Annotated in this window: 18 protein-coding genes and 2 pseudogenes; 6 read left to right on the plus strand and 14 right to left on the minus strand. The window is 72.5% G+C overall.

What is annotated here, in order from left to right; all coding sequences use genetic code 11:
• Nucleotides 1-23: 23 nt before the first annotated feature.
• The 3 genes from ACFVU9_RS16655 to ACFVU9_RS16665 form a co-directional block, all read right to left on the minus strand.
• Nucleotides 24-1,907 carry an Ig-like domain-containing protein gene (locus tag ACFVU9_RS16655; RefSeq protein WP_387593911.1) on the minus strand — a complete coding sequence of 628 codons (1,884 nt, stop codon included), beginning with the start codon at nt 1,905-1,907 and terminating at the stop codon, nt 24-26.
• Nucleotides 1,908-2,075: 168 nt separating this feature from the next.
• Complete coding sequence (locus ACFVU9_RS16660) at nt 2,076-2,540, minus strand: phage tail protein (RefSeq protein WP_380493364.1); 465 nt, start codon at nt 2,538-2,540, stop codon at nt 2,076-2,078.
• 63 nt (nt 2,541-2,603) lie between these two features.
• Nucleotides 2,604-3,914, minus strand: a complete 1,311-nt coding sequence (locus tag ACFVU9_RS16665; protein WP_387593913.1) for an MFS transporter — start codon at nt 3,912-3,914, stop codon at nt 2,604-2,606.
• A 126-nt stretch (nt 3,915-4,040) separates the two neighbouring features.
• On the opposite strand from ACFVU9_RS16665, the gene ACFVU9_RS16670 reads away from it, so the two are divergent.
• A complete protein-coding gene (locus ACFVU9_RS16670) occupies nt 4,041-5,231 on the plus strand; it encodes a glycosyltransferase (RefSeq protein WP_387593915.1) in 1,191 nt (396 codons plus the stop codon).
• Nucleotides 5,232-5,240: 9 nt separating this feature from the next.
• On the opposite strand, the gene ACFVU9_RS16675 is transcribed toward ACFVU9_RS16670, so the two are convergent.
• Nucleotides 5,241-6,623, minus strand: coding sequence for a condensation domain-containing protein (locus ACFVU9_RS16675; RefSeq protein WP_387593917.1), 1,383 nt, complete (start codon nt 6,621-6,623; stop codon nt 5,241-5,243).
• A 299-nt stretch (nt 6,624-6,922) separates the two neighbouring features.
• Between ACFVU9_RS16675 and ACFVU9_RS16680 the strand changes: the two are divergent.
• Nucleotides 6,923-9,862: pseudogene (locus ACFVU9_RS16680) on the plus strand (SdrD B-like domain-containing protein); the annotation flags it as partial.
• A gap of 38 nt (nt 9,863-9,900) precedes the next feature.
• On the opposite strand, the pseudogene ACFVU9_RS16685 reads toward ACFVU9_RS16680, so the two are convergent.
• The 6 genes and pseudogenes from ACFVU9_RS16685 to ACFVU9_RS16710 all read right to left on the minus strand — a co-directional run.
• Nucleotides 9,901-10,296: pseudogene (locus ACFVU9_RS16685) on the minus strand (hypothetical protein); the annotation flags it as partial.
• Between the two features lie 197 nt (nt 10,297-10,493).
• Nucleotides 10,494-11,066 carry a DUF4240 domain-containing protein gene (locus tag ACFVU9_RS16690; RefSeq protein ID WP_387593919.1) on the minus strand — a complete coding sequence of 191 codons (573 nt, stop codon included), beginning with the start codon at nt 11,064-11,066 and terminating at the stop codon, nt 10,494-10,496.
• A gap of 94 nt (nt 11,067-11,160) precedes the next feature.
• A complete protein-coding gene (locus ACFVU9_RS16695) occupies nt 11,161-12,789 on the minus strand; it encodes a hypothetical protein (protein WP_387593921.1) in 1,629 nt (542 codons plus the stop codon).
• Nucleotides 12,790-13,008: 219 nt separating this feature from the next.
• The gene (locus ACFVU9_RS16700) at nt 13,009-14,571 is read right to left on the minus strand and encodes an immunity 49 family protein (RefSeq protein ID WP_387593923.1); all 1,563 of its coding nucleotides are present in this window, start codon (nt 14,569-14,571) and stop codon (nt 13,009-13,011) included.
• Nucleotides 14,572-14,689: 118 nt separating this feature from the next.
• Nucleotides 14,690-16,882 carry a M60 family metallopeptidase gene (locus ACFVU9_RS16705; protein ID WP_387593925.1) on the minus strand — a complete coding sequence of 731 codons (2,193 nt, stop codon included), beginning with the start codon at nt 16,880-16,882 and terminating at the stop codon, nt 14,690-14,692.
• Between the two features lie 254 nt (nt 16,883-17,136).
• Nucleotides 17,137-17,730, minus strand: a complete 594-nt coding sequence (locus ACFVU9_RS16710) for a TetR/AcrR family transcriptional regulator (RefSeq protein WP_387593927.1) — start codon at nt 17,728-17,730, stop codon at nt 17,137-17,139.
• 202 nt (nt 17,731-17,932) lie between these two features.
• On the opposite strand from ACFVU9_RS16710, the gene ACFVU9_RS16715 reads away from it, so the two are divergent.
• The 3 genes from ACFVU9_RS16715 (at nt 17,933) to ACFVU9_RS16725 (ending at nt 20,996) form a co-directional block, all read left to right on the plus strand.
• A complete protein-coding gene (locus ACFVU9_RS16715) occupies nt 17,933-18,925 on the plus strand; it encodes an alpha/beta hydrolase family protein (protein WP_387593929.1) in 993 nt (330 codons plus the stop codon).
• Between the two features lie 113 nt (nt 18,926-19,038).
• Nucleotides 19,039-19,902: an alpha/beta fold hydrolase gene (locus tag ACFVU9_RS16720; RefSeq protein WP_380499514.1), complete on the plus strand. Its 864-nt coding sequence runs from the start codon at nt 19,039-19,041 to the stop codon at nt 19,900-19,902.
• Nucleotides 19,903-20,006: 104 nt separating this feature from the next.
• Entirely contained in the window at nt 20,007-20,996 is a 990-nt protein-coding gene (locus tag ACFVU9_RS16725; RefSeq protein WP_387593931.1) for a hypothetical protein, read from the plus strand.
• 44 nt (nt 20,997-21,040) lie between these two features.
• Here ACFVU9_RS16725 and ACFVU9_RS16730 read toward each other — a convergent pair whose 3' ends face one another.
• The 4 genes from ACFVU9_RS16730 to ACFVU9_RS16745 are packed head-to-tail and all read right to left on the minus strand — an operon-like array spanning nt 21,041 to nt 23,762.
• Nucleotides 21,041-21,826, minus strand: a complete 786-nt coding sequence (locus ACFVU9_RS16730) for a class I SAM-dependent methyltransferase (RefSeq protein ID WP_387593933.1) — start codon at nt 21,824-21,826, stop codon at nt 21,041-21,043.
• A gap of 29 nt (nt 21,827-21,855) precedes the next feature.
• Nucleotides 21,856-22,632 (minus strand): polyprenyl diphosphate synthase, encoded by a 777-nt coding sequence (gene uppS, locus ACFVU9_RS16735; RefSeq protein WP_387593935.1) that lies wholly within the window; start codon nt 22,630-22,632, stop codon nt 21,856-21,858.
• Nucleotides 22,633-22,683: 51 nt separating this feature from the next.
• Nucleotides 22,684-23,466 (minus strand): hypothetical protein, encoded by a 783-nt coding sequence (locus ACFVU9_RS16740; RefSeq protein WP_387593937.1) that lies wholly within the window; start codon nt 23,464-23,466, stop codon nt 22,684-22,686.
• Nucleotides 23,463-23,762, minus strand: a complete 300-nt coding sequence (locus ACFVU9_RS16745; RefSeq protein ID WP_380445247.1) for a PadR family transcriptional regulator — start codon at nt 23,760-23,762, stop codon at nt 23,463-23,465. Before ACFVU9_RS16745 ends, ACFVU9_RS16740 begins: the two co-directional genes overlap by 4 nt.
• Before the next feature lie 261 nt (nt 23,763-24,023).
• Here ACFVU9_RS16745 and ACFVU9_RS16750 point away from each other — a divergent pair, with 261 nt between their 5' ends.
• Nucleotides 24,024-24,488, plus strand: a complete 465-nt coding sequence (locus tag ACFVU9_RS16750; protein ID WP_387593939.1) for a hypothetical protein — start codon at nt 24,024-24,026, stop codon at nt 24,486-24,488.
• Nucleotides 24,489-24,527 lie beyond the last annotated feature (39 nt).

The following is a 24,527-nucleotide window of genomic DNA, read 5'->3' on the forward strand; positions in this document are numbered from 1 at the left end:
ACCAGAGAGACCCGAAGGACCCGTCAGCGAACGTGGATCGTCGTGGTCGCCCTCGCGGTGTCGGCGCCGTTGTCCCGGTCCGTGATGGTCACCGTCACGGTGAAGGTCCGGCGGCTGCGGTAGGTGTGGGTGCCGGTCACGGTGAAGGGGCCGCCGGTGCCGCCGGTGACGGTGCCGGTGCCGGTCGTCCCGTCACCCCAGTCGATGGTCGCCGTGTACTCGGCGGCCGTGGCGCCGGCGTCCGGATCGGTGAAGGTGGCGACGCCCGCGGTGAAGGACCTGTGGCGCCGCTCGTTCAGCGTGGTGCCGGTCGCGGTGATCCCCTGGTCGGCGGCCCAGACGACCTGGACGACATTGGAGTAGTCGGTGTGGTTCACCGGGTCCACCACCGCGGCCTGAACGGCGTCCGTGCCGGCCCCGGTCCCGGTGTAGGAGAACGGCGCGTTGCCCGAGGCGTCCGTCACGACCGACGCGGTGACGCCCGCGTTCGGCCCCGAGGTGACCAGGAACGTGACCGTCGTGTTCGGCACCGCCGCGCCGCTCACGGTGACGGTGGCGGTGAGGCCCGCCGACTGGCCCACCACGTGGGACTGGGAGGCCGGGACCAGCGCCACCACCGGCACCGCGGTCCAGCGCACGGTGACGCGGTTGGAGGTGACCAGGTTGTTCGAGGAGCCCGGGACGGTGGCGGTGACGGCGTCCGGGCCCACCGTGTTGCTGGTGTAGGTGAACGTGGCGTGGCCGTTCGCGTCCGTGGTCGTCGAGGGCCCGAAGGGCGAGCCGTTCACCAGGAAGGTGATCGAGCCGTTGGCGACCGGCGCTCCGTTCAGGGTGACGGTCGCGTCGACGGTCGCGGTGCCGCCCACCTCCACCGACTGGGTGATCGGTGCCAGGAACACCACCGGCTCCGGAGCCGGGGCGGTCCACTCGACGCCGACCGGGTTGGAGGTCTGGGTGCGGTTGGCCGGGTCCTGGACGGAGGCCTGGACCGAGTCGTGGCCGGCCGTCGTGCCGGTGTCGCTGTAGGCGAAGGTGGCGCCGCCGTTGATGTCGGTGACGCCCGAGCCGGTCACCGTGCCGCTGACCCCGGTGGCGGTGAACGAGACGGGGACGTTCGACTGGAAGTTCCCGTTGAGGGTGACGGTGGCCTTGACGCTCGCCGTGCCGCCGAGGGTCACGCTCTGGTCGCCCGGGGCGAGCGTGACCACCAGCGTGCTCCACTGCACCGTGGCCGGGTTCGAGGTCTGGGTGTGCCCCACCGGGTCGGTGATCGAGGCCTGCACGGTGTCGGTGCCGGCGACGGCGCCGGTGTAGGTGAACGTGGCCGAACCGGTGGCGTCGGTCGTCGCCTGCATCGAGGCCGGCCCGTTGGGCCCGGCGAGGGAGAAGGTCACGGTCACACCGGACACCGGGTTGCCCTGCAGGCCGACGGTCGCCTTCACCGTGGCCGTCGACCCCACCACCAGGGACTGAGTGCCCGGATTGAGGCCCACCTGCGTCGTGTCCCACTCGATCGAGGCCGGGTTCGAGGTGTCGGTGCCGACGGTGGCCTGCACCCTGTCGGTACCGGCCACGGTGCCGGAGTACATGAAGACGGCGTTGCCGTTGCCGTCGGTCGTCGCGGTACCGGTTCGTCCGCTGTTCGGGCCACCGGTCACCTGGAAGCTCACCGAAACCCCGGTCTGGGGGCTGCCGGCCGCGGTGACGACGGCCGTGACGGTGGCGGTCTGGCCGACCACCACCTGCTGGGCCGCCGGATTGAGCTGGATCGTGTCCGCCTGCCGGTGGACACCGGAGACGGCGGCGACGGGGGCGACGCCCGCGAGTTGCGGCTGGGCGCACAGCGTCAGGAGGCTCGTGAGCAGGGCCAGGAGGACGCCCCAGAGGCGTCTGGAGGGGCGGGTCATGGGGATACGGTCCATTCCGTGGAGGGCGGATCGTATCCGAATTGTCCGACGCCCCGTCAGGCCCCGCCCGTACGGAACACCGCGGGGTCACCCGGCCGGCGGTGCCGGCGGCGGTAGCAGGAGACGGTCACCGCGGCGAGCAGCGGGCCCCGGAGCACCGGTGGAGGCTCAGTACTCGCCCTTGATCACGAAGAAGGAGCCGCGGATCTCGCCGGCCAGCTTCGACTTCTGGCGCGCGAACTTGAACTTCGACGCGAGCTCCTCGGGGACGTCCATGCCCTCCGACAGCTTGAACCCCACCGCGCGCTTCCCGCCGTCCTCGATCCCGTACATCACGTTGATCGACAGGCCGGACTCGTAGAACACGTACATCATCCGGATACCGCTCACCTCGAAGGAGGTCACCTCCAGCGGCCGGGAGCCGATGACGATGTCGCGCTCCTCGGACAGGATGCGGTTCACCAGGCCGAGCACGTCCGGCGCCTCGTCGGCGGGCAGGACGGTGAACTCGTGGTCGTACTTGTTCTTGAAGTACCGCGCCTCGTTGGCCCGCAGCCCGGCGAGCGCCTCCGCCACCGGCGACGACTCCAGGCCGACGGTGGACACGTTCTTGAAGTCGACGGCGTACGACATGGGTCCTCCTGATGACGTTGCCCGGCTGTTGACCACCGGGTGCCGGATCTCCCGGCGACGTGTTCACGCTACGTCGCGGGCCTCCGCGCGGCTTCTCGATTCCAGATCGATCGGTTCCTGATCGACCGGGCCGAGGGCACCGTCGCCCGGCTCACCGGGCCGGGTCCGCTCCGTCCACGCGGCCACCGGCGGTCCCGCCGCGCCCACGGCCGCGAAGAACAGGCCGAGCAGCAGCCATCCCGGGTGTCCGAGCGCGAGGACGGCTCCGGTCAGGACCACGGGGGCGAGCGCCTGGCCCGCGTCGAAGCCGATGCCGAGGAGGCCCTGGTACTGGCCCTGGGCGTGGTCGGGCGCGAGGCCGAAACCGAGCGCGTAGCCGCCCGACGACTCCCACACCTCTCCGATGCTGTGGATGCACACGGCCAGCCCGGCGAGCGCCGGAGCCACCCAGGCGGGGACGTCGGCCGTCAGCGCCATCAGCGGACAGCTCACGAGGAACAGGAGCCCGGCGAGCCGGAAGGCGCGGCCGCCCTGCCGCGGGGTCTCCACCTTCGAGCCGAGCCGGCTCTGGAACAGCACGCAGACGCCGCTGTTGATCGCGTAGACCGCGGCCACCGTCCAGCGCGGTGCGTCGGTGTGGGCGCTGAGCCAGATCGGCAGGAGCAGGGAGACGGTCTGGTACTGCAGGCCCATGGCGCTGTAGATCGCCACGAAGGACACGTACGGGCGGTCGGTCAGGACGGACCACCGGCGGTGTTCCTCGGGCCGCGGCAGGGGCCGGTAGTTCGGGACGCCCAGGAACGCGATCAGTCCGGCGCAGGCGAAGCTGGCGGCGTTGGCGAGGATGAGGCCGGTGTAGGCGGAGCGCGTGTCGACCTGGATCGCGAAGGCCGCACCCAGGGTGCCGACGACGACACCGAGGTTGACGAAGGTCCGGAGTCTGGCCCGGAAGGCGGCCGGACGTTCACCGCCGACCCGCGCGATGAGCGCACCGCCCGCGGCGCCGCCCGCCGTGGCGGCCAGCCGGTCCAGCGTGGCGACGAGCGTGAACGCGAGCCAGCTGTCGATGAAGACGAACGCCGCCATCGTTGCGGCCTGCAGCGCGAGGCTCGTCAGCCAGATCGCGCGCGGCCCGTACCGGTCGGCGAGGTTCCCCGCCGGTATGCCGGCCGCCAGGCCGCAGAGGCCGGCGATCGTCAGGCCGGCCCCCACCTGTGCGGCGGGCAGGTGCACCACGAACGTGAAGTAGAGGACAGCAGCGGTGTTGAAGAGACCGTTGCCCACCCTGTTGACGAAACTCGCGGCGATCAGAGCCCGCTCCGGACCGGAGCCCAACCCGCCCTGCGCCCGCTGCCCGGCCCTCCTCATGATCATGCCGATCAGGCTAACAGGGGCTTCACCGGCCGAGGTGGGCCGCATCGGAGCGACAAGTGGCCCACTGCCGACGCTTCGTCAGCTTCCGCTGCCAGAAGCCCCTTCGGGAGCTGGTATGTTCCAGCCGTGACCCCCGACACCACTGCTCTCGTCTCCCGCCTCGGCCGCCCCCTCCGGCTGATCGTCACGGGGGGCGGGACCGGCGGGCACACCTACCCGGCCCTCACCGCCGTCCGCACCCTGCGTTCGCGGCTCGCCGCGGCCGGCGGCGCCCTGGACGTGCTGTGGATCGGCACCGCCGCCGGTCTCGAAGCCCGTGTCGCCGGGTCCGAGGGCATCCCGTTCAGGACGGTCGCCACCGGGAAGATCCGGCGCAGCTCCAACCCCCTCAAGCTGATCTCGCCGGCCAACGTCAAGGACATGGGCCGCGTCCCCCTCGGTGTCGCCCAGGCCCGCACCGCGGTCGCCGGGTTCGACCCGGACGTGGTGCTCGGCACCGGCGGCTACGTCGCGGTGCCGGTCGGGCTGGCCGCCCGGATGTGCCACCGGCCGCTGGTCGTCCACGAGCAGACCGTCCGGCTCGGCCTGGGCAACCGGGCGCTGGCCCGCATGGCCACCCGCGTCGCGGTCTCCTCCGGGTCCACGCTGCCGTTCCTCCCCGACGCCGCCCGGCCCAACGCCGTGGTCACCGGGAACCCCGTACGCCCCGAGGTGCTGACCGGCCAGGCCGGCAAGGCCGTGCAGGCCCTCGGTCTGTGGGGCTTCGACCGCGAGGCGCCCACCGTGTACGTCACCGGTGGTGCTCAGGGCTCGCAGCAGATCAACCAGTTGGTCAGCGACATCCTGCCGTGGCTGCTCGGCCACGCCAACGTCGTCCACCAGTGCGGGCCCGCCCACGAGGCCGGGCTGCGGGCGCGGGTCGCCGCACTGCCGGAGCACATCCGCGCCCGGTACCTGGTCACCGGCTTCGTCGGCCCGGAGCTCCCGGACGTCCTCGCGCTCGCCGATGTGGTGGTCTCCCGCAGCGGTGCCGGGACGCTCGCCGAGCTGACCGCGCTCGGCAAGGCCGCCGTCTTCATCCCGCTGGCCACCAGCGCCGGGAACGAGCAGGAGCACAACGCGCGGCACCTCGCCGACTCCGGGGCGGCCGTCGCGCTGATCGGCCCCGCCACCTCCGGCGCCCTCCAGGACATGATCGTCCCGCTGCTCACCGACCCGGCCCGCCGCGCCGAGATCGCGCGACGGGCCCGTGAGCACGGCCGCCCGGACGCGGCCGAGCGGCTGGTGGACGTGCTGCTGTCGGTCCTGGACCGTTAGCCGCGGCTCTCAGGTGACGTCGGTCAGCACTCCGATGAGCCCGTCCAGCAGCGACCGGTTGGTGGCCCGGGCCTGCGGGGTGTCGACGTGGATGGTGTTGACGAACAGGCCCTCGTCGGTGCGGTGCAGCCAGTGCAGGAGCCCGTTGCAGCCGGAGACCCACACGTGCATCCGGGCGCGCCGCGCGGTGTGCAGGTCGGCGCCGGGCAGCCGGCGGAAGTCGATGTAGGAGAAGAAGTTCACCGCGTGCGGCCAGTAGTGCAGTCGCGCGTACTCGGCCGGGGCGAGCAGCCGCCACGCCTTCACGAAGTGCACCCCGGCGTTCGCCTGCGCCTGCCCGTAGGCGTCCTGGGCGGCGGCCAGCACCTCGCCGAACTCCGCCCGCTCCCCGACCGGGAACGCGACCGGCAGGGTGTTGATGAACCACCCCATCGACTCCGCGTAGACGCCCCGACCGCGTTCGTTGACCGGCACCAGCCCGCGGTACTCCGCCGGCCCGCCCAGCCGGCGCAGGGCGACCGCGCCGGCCGCGAGCAGGCCCATGGACAGCCGTCCGCCACGGGCCCGGCAGGCGGCGCCGAACTCCTCGGTCTGGCGGGCGGTCAGCAGCCGTTCGGTGCTCGCCACCGGCGCGTACAGGTGGCCGGGCCGGACCCCGAGGTCGAGCGGGAAGCGCGGGAACAGGCCGCCGTTGCGGTCGCGGAACGCCCGCCAGTAGTCCAGCCGCGCGTCGTCGACGTTCATCGCCCGGTTGGCCCGGCGCTGGGTGCGGCTGAACTCCAGGTAGCTGCCGGGAGGTCGGACCGCGCCGGGCGCGGGTTCGACCGCGCCAAGGTCCCGGTAGGCCGTGATGAGGTCGTTGACCGCGATCGCGCTGGAGAGCCCGTCGGTGACGAGGTGGTCGCACGAGAACCAGACGGTGGTCGACTCCGGCCGGACGACCGCGCCCATCGTGATCAGCGGCCAGGCGAGCGTGTCCACCTCCTGGAACGCGCCCTGGAGGTGCCCGGTGACCTCCGCGGGAGTCTCCAACGGGCCTACGTAGACGTGCTTGAGGGCCACCTCGTCGGGCGTGAGGACCTCACAGCCCAGGTCCCCGCCCAGCGGCTGGTAGACCGCCCTGAGCACCTCGTGACGCCGCACCAGGTGGAGAAACGCTCCTTCCAGCGCGTCCGGGTCCACCCGGCCGGGGAGCTCGAAGCTGGCCGCGACGTAGGACCGGATCGGTTCGTCGATGCTCTGGGCGTGCTGCGCCACGGTGAAATGTTTCGCCTGGTTGTAACCGGTCATCCGGCGCGGGGCGGGCCCGCCGTCACCGGTCAGGGACACCAGGTGCCACCGATGGGCCTCACCCGGGTCGATCTCGGAGTCCTCGACTGAGATTTGGAGCATTCCGCCTTCTTCTGCAGCTGTCGTCGCCGGATGGTGTCCAAAGCAGTCGCGCACCGGCCTACCAATCGATGCCATACCAACAGGCCCGCCCGGTCATCGGATACGGCCACCGGCCGATCGAGTGACGGGCGCGGGGGGCTACGCTCTGACGGACCGTCGCCAGGGCGCGGCCGAGACCCTCCGGTCGGTCCCCTCCGTGCCGTGATCCGGGCCCGCCCGTCCGCTGAGCAGGTGAATTGCCCCCGATCACCCTCGCGCCGTCGGAGCAATCGATCAGACGATCGGATGAACTGCTCGGTATGCGTATTCCTTTCCGGACCGGGCGGATCGCCTCCGTCCTGGCCCTGGTGGCGGGCTCGCTGTTCAGCAGCAGCGTGCTGGCGCCACCGGCCCAGGCCGCGATCTCCTTCACCAAGAGCGTGGACAAGGCGACCGCCTCCCCCGGGGAGAACGTCACCTACACCCTGCGCTACACGTGTTCGATCACCGAGTGCACGGGCGGTCGGATCCTCGACACCCTGCCGTCGAACATGCAGTTCGTCGGCTGGACGCCCGACCCGTCCTCGGTGGACGAGGCCGCCTCCACCGTCCCCGCCCCGGGCGCGATGGGCGGCACGATGGACATCACGCTGAAGAACCTGAGTCCGGGCACGACCGCCACCATCACGGTGACGATGAAGTACCCCAACTTCACCACCCCGAACGGCGCCGCCTCCACCAACTCGGCCACCATGAGCGCCACCGGCGAGACCTCGCAGACCGCCACGGCCGACACCAAGGCCGCCGTGCAACCGCAGTACACGGTGACCAAGGGGATCCAGACCTCCAGCAGCGACGGACGCACCGTCACCTACCAGTTCAGCACCTGCGCCACCGACAACGTGCCCAACGTCGACCTGGACGCCGGCCGCCTGCTCGACAGCCTGCCGCCCGGCGCGGTGGTGGACACCGGCCGCTCGCCCGGCTGGTCCCCGGTGCCGCCGGGCCCGAACACGTGGGGCTACGACCTCGGGGCGTTCACCTCCGGCAACGGACGCGGCGGCTGCCGCGTGCCGGGCGTGCTGGTCGTCCACTACCCCGAGGCCGACTTCCCGAACGGGACCACCTCGAACAACACGGTGGACCTGCTCGGCGCCCCGCTGACGGAGAGCGAGCGGAAGCTGGACACCGCTTCCACCACGACGGGCCAGTTCAGGCCGCCGGCCACCGGCGTGGTGGTGACGGCGAGCAAGGTCTGGCGCGACACCACGACCAACGGCGACCTCAACTCCTTCGGCCTCTCGGCCACCAACACCTCGGGCCCGGCGACCAGCCTCACCATCACCGACCCCGGCGCCGGCACCACCGACGGCCTCTACAACTGGATCTTCCCGCAGTCCCTCCAGCTGGAGCCCTGGAACCCGAACAGCATCGAGCTGACCCTGCAGTACCGCCTCAACGGCGACCCCACGTGGCTCACCTTCTCGCCGTCCAGCCCGTTCGACGGCTCCACCAACCGACGGATCACCTTCGTCCGGGGCGCGGGCGACCCCTCCCGCGACGACCTGGGCATCCCGGCCGGACGGTGGCTGGACGGCCTCAGGTTCACCTGGAACGGCCCCATCCCCACCGGCTGGAGCCCCGGCAACTCGGTGCAGCTGGTCACCCAGGTCGCCACCCTCGGCCACGACGGGCGCCCCGCACCCGACCGGCTGACCAACTGCGTGGAAACCACCGCGACAGACGGCACCGACAACGCCTCCGCCAACGCCTGCGCCTCCACCGCCATCACCCAGGCCACCAACCTCGGCGCGGCCAAGACCACCGTCGCCGGTGAGCTCTCCGCCCCCGGCGGCAAGGCCACCTTCCAGGTCATCCCCTACAACCGCAGCGCCCGCGACCTCGGCCGCCCGCTCGTGCTCTACGACGTGCTGCCCGCCGGCGTCGTCTACCTCGACGGCTCGGCCCGCCCCGACCCGAACTACCCGGACGCCAGGGCCCCCGAGTCGATCACGGTGACCCCCGGCCCCGACGGCCGCCAGATCCTCAGGATGCAGTGGCCCGCCGGCGCGCCGGACATGACGTACCTCCACGACGCGCTGGCCTACCGGATGCTCTTCGACGTCCAGGTGGCCGGCAGCATCCGCGCCGGCGAGCTCACCAACGACGTCTACGTGACCGTCGACCGGCCCGACGCCCCCGTCTCGTGCATGTTCTCCGGCTCCGACAGCGGCAGCACCCCGGACCTCCTGGACCTCAACGGCAACGGCGACACCACCGAGCTCCTGTGCCACGCCTCCTCCCGGATCCGCGTGGACGCGCCCTCGGTGCTCCGCTCCTACAAGGAGGTCAAGGGCGACCTCGACGCCGACTACGTCAGCATCGGCACCGCCACCCCCGGCGGCCGGATCTCCTACCGCATGACCGTCCGCAACGACTCCCCCGACCCGGTCACCGACTTCATCGCCTACGACCGCCTCCCCACCCCCGGCGACAACTACGTCCTCACCCAGGGCGCCGCCCGCGGCAGCGCCTGGACCCCGTCCCTCAGCCAGCCGATCACCAGCAGCGACCCGACCGTGGTCATCGAGTACACCACCGACCCCAACCCCTGCATCGAGACCGCGCTCGTCACCCGGAACGGCTGCAACAGCGCGGCCGTGTGGAGCACCACCTTCCCCGCCCCCGGGACGGCCACGTGGTTCCGCGTCCACCGCGCCGGCACCCTCGCCTCCGGCGCGTCATTCGTGCTGACCTGGCCGATGGTCGCGTCCTACGACGCCCCCGCGGGCGACTACGCGTGGAACAGCTTCGCCTTCACCGCCACCGACGCGGCCGGCCGGCAGCTGCTGCCCGCCGAACCCGCCAAGGTCGGCGTCGCCGTCACGCGCGTGGCCCCCTCCGACAACGCGCTCGGCGACTTCGTCTGGCAGGACCTGGACGGCTCCGGCATCCAGAAGCCCGGTGAGCCCGGCATCCCCGGCGTCACGGTGCACCTGCTGGACGGCAACGGCCAGCCCGTGCGCGACAAGGACGGCAAGCCGGTCACCACGGTGACCGACGCCACCGGCCACTACCTGTTCGACAAGCTGCCCGACGGCAGCTACGCCGTCCGGTTCGACCTGACCACCCTGCCGAAGGGCGCGACCGTCACCAGGCGCGGCGCCGGGACGGACCCGGCCAAGGACTCGGACGCCGACCAGACCACCGGCCTCACCCAGACGGTCACCCTCCGGGGCGGCCAGCGCGACCTCGACCTCGACATGGGCGTGATCCTGCCCAACCCGTCTCCGTCGCCTTCGCCTTCACCATCTCCGTCCCCGTCGCCGTCGCCCTCCCCGTCACCATCTCCGTCCCCGTCGCCGTCGCCCTCCCCGTCGCCGTCGCCCTCCCCGTCACCATCTCCGTCCCCGTCGCCTTCCCCGTCGCCGTCGCCCTCCCCGTCGCCGTCGCCCTCCCCGTCGCCGTCGCCCTCCCCGTCACCATCTCCGTCCCCGTCGCCTTCCCCGTCGCCGTCGCCCTCCCCGTCACCCACCGTTTCGCCGAGCCCGACGCCGACGCCCTCGCCCTCTCCCACCACGTCCACGTCCGGCAGCCCGACACCGACGAAGAGCCCGACCCGCACCCCCACCTCGTCGTCGTCGAGCAGCGGCCCGCTTCCTCCCACCGGCGGCTCGTCGTCCAACGCGCTCATCGTGGGCCTCAGCGCCCTCTCCGTCCTCGCCGGCGGCGCCCTGTGCCTGATCGCCTACCGCCGACCGGGCAGGCACAGCTGATCCACCGGTGAACAACCGAACACCACACCAACGCCGGTGGCGCCGTCCCACACAGGACGGCGCCACCGGCGTTCCGCTGACCGCGGCTCACGCCCTTCAGGAGCGATGGGCGGTCTCAGTCGAGAAAGAGCTCCGCGAGTCTCGGGAGACGGCTCCGCGTCTCCTCGTCGTCGTCGAACTTCCATCGCTCGCCCGCCGGGTCCTCGGGGTGGGCCATGTCCTCAAGAGCTCGACCGATCCCCTCGTCGAGGGATTCGGTCTCGCCGGTGATCCTCTGGTAGGCGTCCGCGATCGGGTAGCTCAACGACTCGTAGCCGATCCAGCCCGCCTCGTCCCGGCTCATGCGGGTGATCACGGGAAGGTCGGCGAGCGTGTCGGGGTCCGCCAAGGCCCGGGTGAACGTGTCGCGCCCGAGGAGGACGAGCCCGTCGCGGAAGTCCATGAAGCCGTCGTCGCTGCACCCGCCCTCGATCAGGTCGGCGGCTCCCCACAGCTCCCACCGATAGGCGGATTGCCGTGCCTCGACGTGTCTTACGGCGAACTCGACGATCTCCTCCCGGCTCAGCCGGACGAGCACGTCCGTCAGCGCTTCGGGAAGCGGATCGTCCGGCGGGTCCCGGTCGTCCGCCCGGGAGCCCACCGCGGCGCGGGCCTCCTCGATCAAGGCCCACCAAGTGTCTTCGTCCATCGGCAGTCGGAGGCGCGGCGCCCGTTCGGGCCGCTCCCTCCCTCCCCCCTTTCCATTCGTGCGTGCGGTGATTCCGCACACGGCTTACGGGCGATCAGCTCGCCGGCTTCGTCGAGCTCCCCGACACGGACGGCAACGGTGACGGCGACGGCGAGGCGGGCTTCGGGGCGACCTGGAGGCCGGTGACGTGGCCGTCCGCGGTGAGGAAGTACTGGAGTCCGGCGTAGCCGGGCGTGACCAGGATCCCCTGGGTCATCTTGGGGAGTTGGCTGGAGCGGGCGAGTTCGGCCCCGTCCTGGGCCCTGCGCCACACCACCTGCTCGGTGTCGTACTTCTTGAGCCCCTGGAAGAACTTCACCGGGATGTCCGTCCCGATCAGGACGCGCTGGTCCTTGGGCCCGAGCAGGGTCGTGAAGCTGAGGGTCGTCTGGTCCTGTGTCCACGCGACCGACAGCGTGCCGTTCGAGAGGTCGATCCCGGCCAGCTTGCCCGCCCCCGCGTCCATGGCGTAGACGCGGTTGTTCTCGGGGTCGACCGAGACCATCGACGGGATGAAGCTGTTCTTGCTGCCGCTGTTCGCGAACGGCTGGACGTTCGCCACCTTGGTCGAGTCGCTCTGGGAGACGGCGACGACGCTCATCGGCGTCGGGGTCGGCTTCCCGCCGTTGGTCATCGCGACGACGTAGTCGTTGATGACGGCCATGGCGGACGCGGCGGTCTGCCCGTCCTTGAGGTAGCTCACCGGTCCCCACGTGGGGTCGGGGGTGAAGGCGTTGTTCCGGTACGCGTAGCGGTAGAGCTTGGTCGCGCCCGGCAGGTAGATCTCCTGCGTCCCGTTCAGCGTCGACGTGGTGATGCGCCCGCCCATCATCTCCGGCAGCGTGACCTGGGAGAGCACCTGGAGGCTCTTCGGGTCGATCGCCACCATGATCGAGGGCGGCACGGCCGTCGGGTCGGGGCAGTTGAGGAAGGCGCTGAAGCCCTGTTCGGTGCATCCGGGCTGCCGGTTGACGGTCTTCGCGACGATCGTCCCGTCGGGCAGCGCGTCGTAGCCGTTGTACGCGGTGTCGCGCGGGGCCGAGTCCCCGGTGGGGAGGGTCGTGCGGGCGAGGACCGCGCCGGTCGCCGGGTCGATCCGGGCGATGTGGTAGCCGTAGACGACCACCAGGCTGCCGTCCGACAGGACGTTCAGGACGCCCGGGTAGTCCCACTCGTCGGTGGCGTTGGTGTTGATGAGCACGCGCCGCCAGACCTCGTTGAAGGTGCCCGGCTCGACCCGCGAGACGAACGAGCCGGACGCGGCCGGGTTGTCGCCGTAGCCGCCGCCGTAGACGTAGAGCTCGTCGGGCCCGCGGTCCACGATGTTGTACGGCGTGGCGTAGACCTGCTGCGAACCGTGGGCGTAGACCTGGTTGTTCGACGGGGCGCCCGCGAAGTGCGCGCACGCGTACAGGTGTGTCCGGTTGGAGTCGTGGACCTCGAACGCGGCGATGGTCGGGTACCACGGGGCGTTGCCCTCCGCGGCCGCGCAGGACTGCTCGCCGGGGACGAGGGCGGGGTCGCCGACCAGCGGGCCGCCCGCGGCCACCACGTCGGCGGGCGGGGAGCTCGCGTGCGCATCGGCCTGGCGCGAGACCGGCCCGGAGCTGGAACAGGCGCAGAGCCCGAGGAGCAGGGCCACGACGAGGGCCGTCAGCCGGGGAACGGACAACCGGTGCGGCAAGACGGGGCTCCTCGGGCTCATCGGGTGGGATCGGCGAACCGGGTGGGATCGGCGAGCCGGCGTCCGGATCGTCCGACGCCAGGCCGCCGACCAGGCTCGCAGCGCGGCCACGGCCGCCACGGCCGCCACGCCGGGACGATCACCCGGCCGGGCCTGCCGAGGCCCGGCCCGGCGGGCGAGCAGTGCCGACGGACCCGGCAGCGCCGCGGCCTCTCGCCCTCAGCCGGCCGCTCCGGCCAGACGGCGCATGATGGTCATGAGCTCGTCGGGCGGGGAGATGCTCATCGTCCGGCTCTCGGGTTCGAAGGCGGTGATGCACGTCAGGGTGCCGGCCCGCCACCAGAACACCCGGGGCGAGAGGCGCCCGGGGCCGTCCTCGTAGGCGCCGAACGCGAACTGGGCCAGCGAGTTGACGGCCTCGCCCACGTGCTCGTCGGCGAGCGGGTAGAAGACGAGGTTGTGCCGGTTCGGGACGACGACCAGCACGCCCTCGGCCGGGATCGCCGGGCCGTCGGCGGCGCGTACCGTCTCCTCGAAGACGAGCAGCTTGCTGGCGGCGAACACCGACTCGGGGTGGCCGAGGATGTGGAGGACCGCACCGTCGGGCAGGTCGTACGTGTCGTAGTCGACAGGGGAGTTCAGCAGGTTGGTGCGCGCGGCGGCCTCAAGGACGTGCCGGTCGACGAGGGCCACGTCGCGGTCGTCGAGGACGCGGATGCTCTCCGGGGTGTCCAGGGCGATGCCCACCAGGAGGTCCGTGGCCAGCGGGCGCAGGTAGCCGAACTGCTCCCGTGCCTCGGCCGGGATCGACTCCTCGGCGACCAGCCGCAGGTACACGCTGCCCAGCGGGTTCTCGGACCCGCCGTCGGGCTCGCGCCGGGGCGCCGGCGGCGAAGCCGGCGGATCGGCCGACAGGTAGTCGGACCGCACCTCCAGCGCCCACCCGTGCACCTGGACCGCGAGGGCGGCCAGGGCCAGGGTGCCGAGCGGCAGCAGGGTCCGCGGGGCCGGATCGGCGTCCAGGCCTTCCCGGTACTCGACGAGCCGCGCCGCCAGGGCCTGCTCGAACGCGGGCCGGTCGTCGTCGAGGAGGACGCGCAGCAGGCGCTGGTCCGCCGTCAGGGAAGCGACGGCGTCCAGCCGGTCGGCCGCCGCGGCGAGCTCGTCCGGCTCCGGCTTGCGCAGGGTCACCGCGGGCCAGTCGGCGGGCAGGTGCCCGCTCGCCTCGGCCAGGTAGGGGCACAGCGCGTCCATCGCGGCGAGGTCCGCCGGGTCCGACACCGACGTCAGCCGCGAGTACGGCACGCCGTCCCGGATCGCCGGCGCGTAGTCGCACCGCAGCAGCAGTCCGATGACTCGCTCCCGCTCCCACAGCAGCCCGCTGACCAGGCATGTCTCGAACGCGTCGAGCCACGTCCGGGCCGTGGGGGCCCGCTCGGCAACGGCGCCGAAGGAGACGTCGTCGTTGGTGAACTTCTCGTCGATGAGCGGGAAGAGGATCTCCTGGTCGCCGTCCGGGAAGCAGCCGACGCTCAGCGCCCCCAGGGCCATCTCCGCCGCCGTCCGCAGGACCAGTCCGGAAGGGGCCTCCTCCTGGACCGGGTGCTCGACCGTACGGGCGGCGACGTGGTCGAGGAGCTCGTCGCGCAGCGCCAGCATCCGCTCCGGGGACGGGCCCTCGCGCCACATCTCGTACTGCCGGTGGTTGGTCCGCCTGACGATGCCGTCCAGCGCTTCGGCAACCCGCTGCCCGTCGACCGCGTGACGCGTGATCTCCCGCACCGCTGCCGCCCCTCCTGTTGATCTTCACTGCCGAACGGCACGCTACCAGCGGGGACTGACACCGCCCCCGGGCCGGAGTGCGGGGCCGGCTCGATCGCTCCGGCCCCGCGGACGCCGGTCACGCGCGTTCGTACGTGACCCAGACGGTGGGGTCGTCGCCCTTGCCCAGGACGGTGCTGGTGTAGCTGTCGAGGGAGGTGCCGGGCGGGGTGGTGCGGGTGTTCTGATCCTGGTCGTTCACGGTGACCTTGATGCCCTGACCGGTGCTGACCGCGTAGTTGTTCGCGCTGAACTCCGGGCTGCGGTAGGTGAATCCGCCCTGGCCGGCGCCCGGCAGCGTGTAGCCGGCGGTGCCGTCGATGCCCCCGCTGGTGGTCACCCGCAGCACGGCGGTCCGACCGTTGGGGATCCGCTCCGCCGGTGTCCGGGCCCAGGTGCCGTCGCGGAGGTCGAGCGACGACCGGTTCAGGGCCGTGCCGGTGCGGTTGGTGAAGCGGACGATCTCGGTGCGGGTGTCCTTCTTCCCCGTGAACGCGGCGACGGTGCTCGGGTCGGTGGCGGGCTTGGGGAGGCCGAGTGCGGCCAGGGCGGCCAGGGTCTCCCGGCTCAGCGGCAGGCCCCACCGGTCGGCGAAGTGGTCGCTCAGGTCTGCTCCGGCGATCCGGGAGGCGGTGACGGTGAACCAGCGCATCTGCCGGTCGGTGTCGGCCAGGTCCGGCCGCTCGGCCCGCATCCGCCGGTGCAGCGCCGGGTAGAAGTCCGGGCCGAACGCCTTGTCCAGCTGGGCGAACATGTCGAACTGCGCCTTGTTCGGGGCGGTGGCGAAGTCGCGGGCCGACTGGGCGAGGTAGTCCCGGCCCGGGGCCCAGGTGGTCTCGTCCGCCCATCCGTTGGTGGTGTGCCCGAACTGCCGGTCCGCGGCCATGGAGTAGAGGTTGACCGTGACCTCGCCCATGTTGTTGGTGTCCTGGCCGGCGCCCCAGGTCCACCGCTGCTGGTGCTGGTGCCCGAACTCGTGGAACAGGCCCCAGCTGTTCGCCGCCTCGGTCGCGGAGTAGAGGACGCCGTCGCGGTTGCCGGGCATCGCGATCCGGTAGTAGGTCGCGTTGGGGTTCGTGCCTGACGGGCTCTCGACCGCGAGGAAGCGCAGCGGCGAGCGCGTGTCGCGGGCGGTGGAGCCGTCCAGGCCCGCGAGGTCGTCCTCCGCGCGGAGGATCTGCTCGTAGGTGTCCAGGAGCTCGTCCTGGCTCTCGCCCGCGTAGCGCAGGGCGGACTCCTGCATCCCCGCGATGACGACGTGGTCGCCGACCAGTTCGACCGGACCGGTCGCCGTGGTGGCGCCCAGCATGCGCTGCCACTGGGTGTTGGTGGTGCCCTGCCGGTCGAAGTGCGGGATCGGCTGGACGGCCGTGCCGTCGTCGAGCGTCACCGTGACGGAGGGGGCGTTCGCGGGCGAGTCGGCCGTGTGGCGCACGTAGAGGATCCCGCCCGAGGGGTCGGTGATCCGGTTCTCGCCGGGCTGCAGCCGGTAGGAGCGCGGTGGGGACTGGCTCGCCGTGTAGGTGCCGTATCCGGTGCGGCTGTACGGGTCCACCAGGGCCCAGGTCCCGACCTGCAGCTCCACGGTCGCGTCCGGGGATCCGCCGGTGACCGTCACCTGGACCGGCCGGTTCGCGCGCAGGCAGAACCCGGTGGGCTGCACGTCCGCCAGCGCCTGACGGATCTGCAGCCGGTCCCGTTCGGCGGCGGAGGTCGGCAGGGCGGGGAAGGCCTGCGTACGCGGCTGCGGGAAGAGCCCGGCGTCCTGCACCATCGGGCACGTCAGACCACCCGGGACCGCCTCGGTGACCACGCTCGCCTCCCCGCCGTCGTAGCGCGTGCCGCCCAGGCGGTAGCTCGTGGTGAAGCGGGCGGTGATCCGGGTGCCGACCGCGACGGAGTCCTTGATCCGCACCGTGATGTCCGGCTGCCCGAACGTGCCGCCCTGCCGCACCCCGTAGGCGCACACCACGCCGCGCCGGTCGGCGGTGGCCGCGCACGACCGTCCGTCCACCGACACGAAGTCCACCTCGTCGGGCAGACGGAACGTCAGCGTGGTGTCCTCGGTGCGGACGCCGCTGCCCGTCACCTTGACGCCGTAGGTGATCGACTCCCCGACGGCGGCCTTGGCCGGCCCGCTCGCCGTGACGGTCACGTCGGTCCCCGTCTGCGCCCGCGCCGGGGCGAGCGGAGCCGCGCCGACCACCGCCAGCAGGGCGCCGAGCGCGGCACACGCGCCCCTCCCGCCCCAGCGTCCGACTCCTGCCAGCACGGCGTCCACCTCTCTGTCGTCCGGGTGCGCGATCGCGCGGTCCGGCTCCGCGCAGCACGGCCGGAACTCTCTGCGAGCAGAGAAGCATGATCGGTTACGGTCGGCGACCGATGGCCGGTCATTCGTAGGACGCAGGGGGCCGTACCGGTGATCGGGCGGGCGGTTCGGCGGCCGGCGACGGGCGAGGGTCTAGATCCGGACCTGCACCGGGACGGCGAACCAGAAGTGGACGGCGCCCCCGAGCCGACACCGGATCAGGCCGGGTGTGCCAATCCCCGGAGGAGCAGGTCGACCAGGCGGCGGGGGTCGTAGCGCGGGTCGCCGTCGTGGCCGATGCAGAGGTTCCCGACACCGCGCATCAGCTCGTAGGCCTCCGTGCCGGGCCGGATCTCCCCCGCGGCGGCCGCGGCGTCGAGCAGCTGCGTGCAGACGGGCAGCAGGCGGTCGAGGAAGTACTCGTGCAGCGCCGCGAAGCCGCCGCTGTCCGACTGCAACGCGCCCGCGAGCCCGTGCTTCGTGACCAGGAAGTCGACGAAGAGGTCGATCCACCGGCGCAGCGCCGCGAAGGGCGAGCCGGCCGAGGCCAGCAGGCTCGGGCCGGCCTCGGCGCAGGCCTCCACCTGGTGGCGGTAGACGGCGACGACGAGGTCCGCCCGGGTCGGGAAGTGGCGGTAGACCGTGCCCGTCCCGACGCCCGCCCTGGCCGCGATCTCGCGGATCGGCGCGTCGACGCCGGACGCGACGAACACCTCGGCGGCGGCGTCGAGCAGCGTCTGCCGGTTGCGCAGCGCGTCGGCGCGCCTGCCGCGGGCGGGCGGCTCCCCGGACGGGCTTGCGATGGGTTCCACGTCTTCCTCCCGACGGCCGTTGACAAAACGGAACCACGTTCCGCATCCTGAATCGGAACCGCGTTCCGGTTTCAGTCTAGTGCCAAGGCACCAGTCTGAGCCGAACGCTCCCGACCGCTTCCGCGCCGTCTCGCGCTGTCTCGTGCTGTCTCCTGCTGTCTCGACGGGACCGGCTGCGGGAGGCCATCGAAGGGACCTCATCATGAGTTCACCGTCCACCCCCGCTCTCTCGGCCGCTCCCGGCCTCTCGGCCAGCCCTGTTCTGTCGGTCAGCCCCGTCACGCTGCCGGTTCCCGGCCGCGCCGTCGACCTGGAGGTACGCGTCTCCGCGCCCACCACCGGCACCGACCTCCCGATCATCCTCGTCTCGCACGGCCACGGCCCCTCGAACCACCTCTCCTCCCTGCACGGCTACGCCCCGCTCGCCGACTACTGGGCGGCCCACGGCTTCGCCGTCATCCAGCCGACCCACCTCAGCTCCCGGACCCTCAGCGGCACCCTCGACCCCGACACCCCCGGGGCACCGCTCCACTGGCGATCCCGGGCCGAGGACATGTCGCGCATCCTCGACCGGCTCGACGCGATCGAGGCCGCCGTCCCGCAGCTCGCCGGGCGCCTGGACCACACCAAGATCGCCGTCGCCGGCCACTCCATGGGCGGGCACACCGCGAGTCTGCTGTTGGGCGCCCGGCTCACCGACCCGGACACCGGAGCGGAGGTGAACCTCGCCGACCCCCGGATCACGGCAGGCGTGCTGCTCGCCGCACCCGGCCGCGGCGGCGACGCGATCACCGAGTCCTTCGCCCGCACCGCCCCGTTCTTCCTGACCACCGACTTCTCCACGATGACGACACCCGCGCTCGTCGTCGCCGGCGACAAGGACGCCTCCACCCACCTGACCGTCCGCGGCCCCGAGTGGCACACCGACCCGTACACCCTCTCCCCCGGTCCCAAGTCGCTGCTTACCCTGTTCGACGCGGAACACGGCCTCGGCGGCATCTCGGGCTACGACGTCGCCGAGACCACCGACGAGAACCCCGAGCGGGTCGCCGCCGTCCGGCACCTCACGTGGGCCTACCTCCGCACCGCACTCGACCCCGGCGACACCGCCTGGCCGGACGCCCTCGACGCGCTGGGCGCCGACCCCGCCGCGCTCGGGAGCGTCGAGTCCAAGGAGGCCGTACCGTGCGGGTAGTGCGGATGATCTTCCGTTGAGTACTCTGAATCATCGGATCGTGGACGGCCGTTCGCGCGTGCGACGCGTGCGCGGTCCACGCCGCAGAGGACCTGAAAGTGAGTCACCAGCAGATGCAACCGACGTTCGTACTGGTTCACGGAGCCTTCTCGAACTCCTTCGCCTTCGCCCCGCTCCAGGCCGAACTCGGCCTCCTCGGACACCGTTCGGTCGCCGTCGACCTTCCGGGCCACGGGTTCGCCGCGACGTACCCGCGCGCCTACCAGGCACCGCAGGACCTCGCAGCGCTCGCCACCGAGCCCGGAGCCATCAAAGGCGTGACGCTCGCCGACAACGCCGCACACCTCATCGGGATACTGGAGCGGGCCAAGCGGAACGGGCCCGTCATCCTCGTCTCGCACAGCCGCGGAGGCATGACGGCCACCGTCGCGGCCAACCAGCGGCCCGACCTGATCGACCGCATCGTCTACGTCTCCTCGTGGGCCCCCGTCGACCTCACCGTCGGGGCCTACTACGCCGAGCCCGAGATGGCCACGGTCGACCTCGCGGCGATGGGCGCGGCGATGGTCGCGAACCCGGCCGAACTGGGCCTGCTGCGCTCCAACTTCCGCACCGCCGACCCGGGCGCCCTCGCGGGCTTCAAGGCGGCCTTCCTCGCCGACGGCACGGACGACGAGTTCATGGCCCTCCTCAACACCTTCCAGCCCGACGAGAACCTCGACGCCGGCACCGAGGACGACCGGGCCCGGCGCGACACGTGGGGCCGGATCCCGAGGACGTACGTCCGGCTGACCGAGGACACCAGCCTGCCGCTCGCCGTCCAGGACCGGATGATCCGCGAGGCCGACGCACTCACGCCGGACAACCCGTACGACGTCCGCACGCTCACCAGCAGCCACCTCAAGTGGCTGGTCGACCCGGCCCCGGCGGCCCGCGTCCTGGGCGAGCTCGTCGCACTCCTTCCCGCCGGTTCGTGACGGGGGCAGCGGGTCTCCGAACTCCCCGCTGACGAAACCCGGAGGCCGTCCACCGCGCGAACCCCCGCGCGGACGGGCGGCCTCCGGCGTCTATCGTCTCGTCCATGAGCCGCACCACTCCGCCGCGCCCGGTCGATGTCACAGTGCATTTCCCCGAGCTCACGCCGCTGGCCCGTACGACCGTACGGCTCCACCCCCGCGCGGGCCGGCCGACCGCCGCGGACAGTTCGATCGGCGGCCCGTTGCTGTGGCCCGCGCGAGAGCCGTGGCCGACCTGCCCGGAGCACACCGGCCCCTCGTACGTCGGCTCCTCGCCCGAGGACGTGCGGCTGCGGCGGCGCATCCTCGCCGAGGCGTGGCGCCGCCCCCGGGAGGACGGCGCCGACCTGCTCACCCCGGACGAGCGCGCGACGGTCGACCGCATCGGCGACCGGGAGCGGATTCCCCAGGACGGCCCGGTCCCGATGGTCCCGGTGGCCCAGCTCGACGCGGCGGACGTACCCGGCCTTCCGCGCCCGGAGGGCACCGACCTGCTGCAGGTGCTCTGGTGCCCGTTCGACCACGACGACTACCTGCCCCGCACCGAACTGCGCTGGCGGAGCGCCGCCGACGTGACCGACCCGCTCACCGCGGCCCCGCAGCCGTCCGTGATCGGCAACGACCACTACCTGCCCGAGGCGTGCGTCCTGCACCCCGAGACGGTCACCGAGTACCCGGCACCGCACGAGCTCCCGGACGAGCTGGCGGAGCGGCTCGTCGCCTGGGAGGACCGGCACGGCCTCGTCTACCAGTACGACCTCGGCGTCGCTCCGGGCTGCAAGGTCGGCGGCCACGCACCGTGGAGCTTCTCCGACCCGTTCCCCATGGCCTGCACCGAGTGCGGCTCGGACGTCCGGCCGCTGCTGACCATCGACGGGAGCGAGTGGGACGGCGGCAGCGGAAGCTGGCAGCCGCTGGAGGACGCGGGCTACACCGGCCTGCACTCCCTCGGCCCCGCCAACGCGACGCAGCTCGACATCGGCCGCAGCGGCGCCCTGCAGCTGTACGTGTGCACGGCCTCGTACGACCACCCGCACGTGCAGAACTGCCAGTGACCCGAGCGGCACGACTTCCCCTTCCGGATCTGCACGTCGGGGCACTATGCGAGGTCCCCCGGATCCGGGGGCTCGCCGCCGGCGATCAGCAGGCGGTAGCCGTAGTCGACGCTGTCGCGGGCGAGCAGGTGGCCGTAGCGGCGGGACCAGGCGCCGGAGGCGAGGTCGGCGCGCAGTCTGGCGATCGCCGGTTCGACGACGTCGGCGGGGAGTTGGGCGAAGGTGGAGCTGGCCCGCCGGACGACGGGGTCCAGGAAGCGTTCGGGGCGGCGCCAGTGGGCGATCTGGAAGCCGTCGGTGAAGTCGTGCGGGATCGGGAACGGGAGCACCGTGTGTGCGCCGAGCGTCTCGGCGACCGTCGACAGCGGTGTGAACCGGGCGTGCTCCAGCTCGCGGATCTGCGGCAGGTAGTCGCTGATCATCCACAGTTCCGGGCGGTGCTCCGGGTCCCAGGTGAAGACCACCTGGCGTCGGGACACGCGGCGCAGTTCCCGCAGCCCGCCTTCCAGGTCGGGCCAGTGGTGCACGGTCATGACCGCCATCGCCGCGTCGAACCGCCCGTCGGCGAACGGGAGGCGCTCGGCGGCGGCCCGCACCTTCGTCGCGCCGGGGTGCTGGTCGAGCATGACCCGGGACGGGTCGACCGCCGTGACGTCGGCGTCCGCCGGTTCGTAGGAGCCGGTTCCGGCGCCCACGTTGACCACGGTGCGGGCTCCGGCGAGGGCCCGGCCGATGAGTGCGGCCAGCCTCGGGTCGGGACGGCGGGTGTCGCGGTAGCCGGCCCCGATCGAGTCGTAGAGCGGCGGAGTGGTGCTGGAAGGGTTCTTCATCGGTCCCCCATCGGTGGATGCGTGGATGCTCAGCCGCCGTAGCGCCGCTGCCTGGCGGCGAAGCTGCGGACGGCGCGCAGGAAGTCGACCTCGCGGAAGGCGGGCCAGTAGGCCTCGCAGAAGTACAGCTCCGAGTAAGCGCTCTGCCAGAGCAGGAAGTTGGAGAGCCGCTGTTCGCCGCTGGTCCGGATGACGAGATCGGGGTCCGGCTGTCCGGCGGTGTACAGGTGCGGGGCGATGTCGTCGACCGTCAGCGCGTCGGCGACCTCGGTCAGCGAGGCGCCGCCTTCGGCCCGCGCGTACATGAGGTCGCGCACGGCGTCGACGACCTCCTGGCGGCCGCCGTAGCCGACGGCCAGGGTGACATGGGCGCCGGTGGTGCACGTGCTGGTGGCCTCGACGGCCCCCTTGAGGGCGTGGGCCGTGCTGTCGGGCAGCGCGTCGGTCAGGCCGGCGAGGTGCACCTGCCAGCGGGCGTCCGGTCGGGTGAGGCGGTCGGTGACCACCTGTTCGATCAGCCCCATCAGGTAGGCGACTTCGGCGTCGCCGCGGCGCTGGAGGTTCTCGGTCGAGCACACGAAGACCGTGACGTGGTCGATCCCCAGGGCCTCGCACCAGGCGAGCACCTCCTCGACGTGGTCGGCGCCGGCCTTGTGCCCGAGGCTCGGGTCGGCCATGCCCATCTGCCGGGCCCAGCGGCGGTTGCCGTCCATGATCAGCCCGACGTGCCGGGGCAGTGGGCCCGCCATGACCTCGCGGCGCAGCCGGCGGGTGTAGAGGGAGCGGAGCAGGTCGGGCATGGGCACCGTCCGAGTGGGTTGGAGTGGAGCGCGGTCGAGGCCGGACGCGGCACCGGATCACGACGCCGGTGGCAGGTCCCGCAGATCGCGCAGGGTGCCGGCGCACACCCCCGTCAGGAGCAGCAGGCCCGCGCCGATGCCGACGCCGAGCAGGTGGAGGCCGGTGAGCGAGACGCCGAGGATGGTGGCGCCACCGGTGGCGCTGGCGCCGGCGAGGGTCCACACGCCGGCCCGGAGGCGGCCGGTGCCGGGTGGCACGACGGCGTCCGCGCCGACACCCGTGAAGATCCGCGGGATCTGGACGGCGCCGAGGCCGAGGGCGATCCACCAGGCGGCGAGCACGGCGGTGCGCAGGGTGGGCGGCGAGGCGTCCGCGTCGACACCGCTGTGCACCAGGATGACGACGGCGGTGCCGAGCAGTGTCGGTGCGGCGAGGCGGCGGACCGCCCAGCCCAGCAGCGTGATCGCGGCGCCCGGCGTGGGCCGGGGGCGGGGTGCGACCAGGGCGATGCCGAGCAGCAGCAGCGTGGTGCAGCCCTGCATGACCGCCTCCCGGACGCCGACGGCGGGCAGCGAGTCGGCCTGTTCGGCGGCCAGGTGACCGAGGAACCAGGCGGCGAGGGCGACCGTGATGCCCATCGTGGCCACCCGCCGCTGGCGCTGCGCGGGTGAGTCGGCGGGCCAGACCGCCGGGTGCAGCCACATGTCGGCGATGCCCACGGCAAGGTTGGGCCAGGACTTCCAGCCCGCGCCGCGGGCCTCGTCCTCCACCATCGAACCCCAGCGTTCGCGGAACGCGTCCGGGTAGAGCCTGACCAGGCCTCGGGCGACGACGCTCACGCGGGGTTCACCCCCAGTCGCCGGAGTCCCGCGTCCGCGACCCGGGCCATGGCGCGCAGTTCGCGCTCCAGCACCTCGCGGCCGAGGGCCGTCAACTGCACCGGCCGCTGGCGCCCCTGCCCGTCGAGCGGCTCGACCAGCCGCTTCGACTCCAGCCTGGCCAGCGCCCCGTACAGGCTGCCGGGCCCCAGCCGCTCCCCCGTCAGCTCCTCGATCGCCGCGTTGACGGCGTACCCGTGCAGCGGCCCGTCGGCCAGCGCGCAGAGCACGAGCGTCTGGGCGTCGTTGGCTTGCATGTCGTCGCTCCTTTCGATCCGACGGAGGACCATACTACGCGCTGCGAACTACGCGCCACGTAGTAAGCGATGCGCATCATCGCGTCGCCCGCGGTGATTTGACGATCAGCCAGTGCGGACGACCGCGCCCGAGCGTCGAGGTTCCCGGGCCGCCCCACCCGCCCGTGGGACACGGCCGAGCGGGGGAAGCCCGGTCACACCGTTTCCCGCCGACGGCGCGTATGCGCACCCGCGGCCGGTCGACGGCCCTACCGTGCGGCCATGGCCCCAACGCTCACCGCCGCCGCCTGGCAGGGAGTCCTCGCACCCCTCGGCCACCGCGCCACGACGCCGGAGCGGCCGATGATCGCGCCCGTCCCGATCAGCCGGCCGCTCACGCGCTCCACCATGCCCCTGCCCCTCGCCCTCCCGGACGGCCGCGTGATCGGCACCGTCGAGGAACTGTGGCTCGCCAGCCGCGCCCTCATGGGGCGCGGCCTCGTCCTCGACTCCGGCTGCGCCCGGGGTCTGGCCGACGGCGGCCTGCCGGTCGACGTCGCCTTCGACCACTGCCGCGAGGTCCTGCGCTACGGCCGCCGCCCGTTCTGCTGGGCGCGGGAGTGGCTCGGCATGCGTCCCGCGGGGCGCGACATCGCGGACTGGTCCGTCCACTCCGTCACCGTCGTGGACCGTCCGCTGTTCACCACCGCCCGGATCTACCCCAAGCCGGTCGCCCGAGAGACGTGAGCACAAGGGCCGCGGGGCCGTAGTCGGGGGATCGGGCCC

Origin of the sequence: Kitasatospora sp. NPDC057936 (genome assembly GCF_042887525.1) — a bacterium.
GTDB lineage: Bacteria > Actinomycetota > Actinomycetes > Streptomycetales > Streptomycetaceae > Kitasatospora.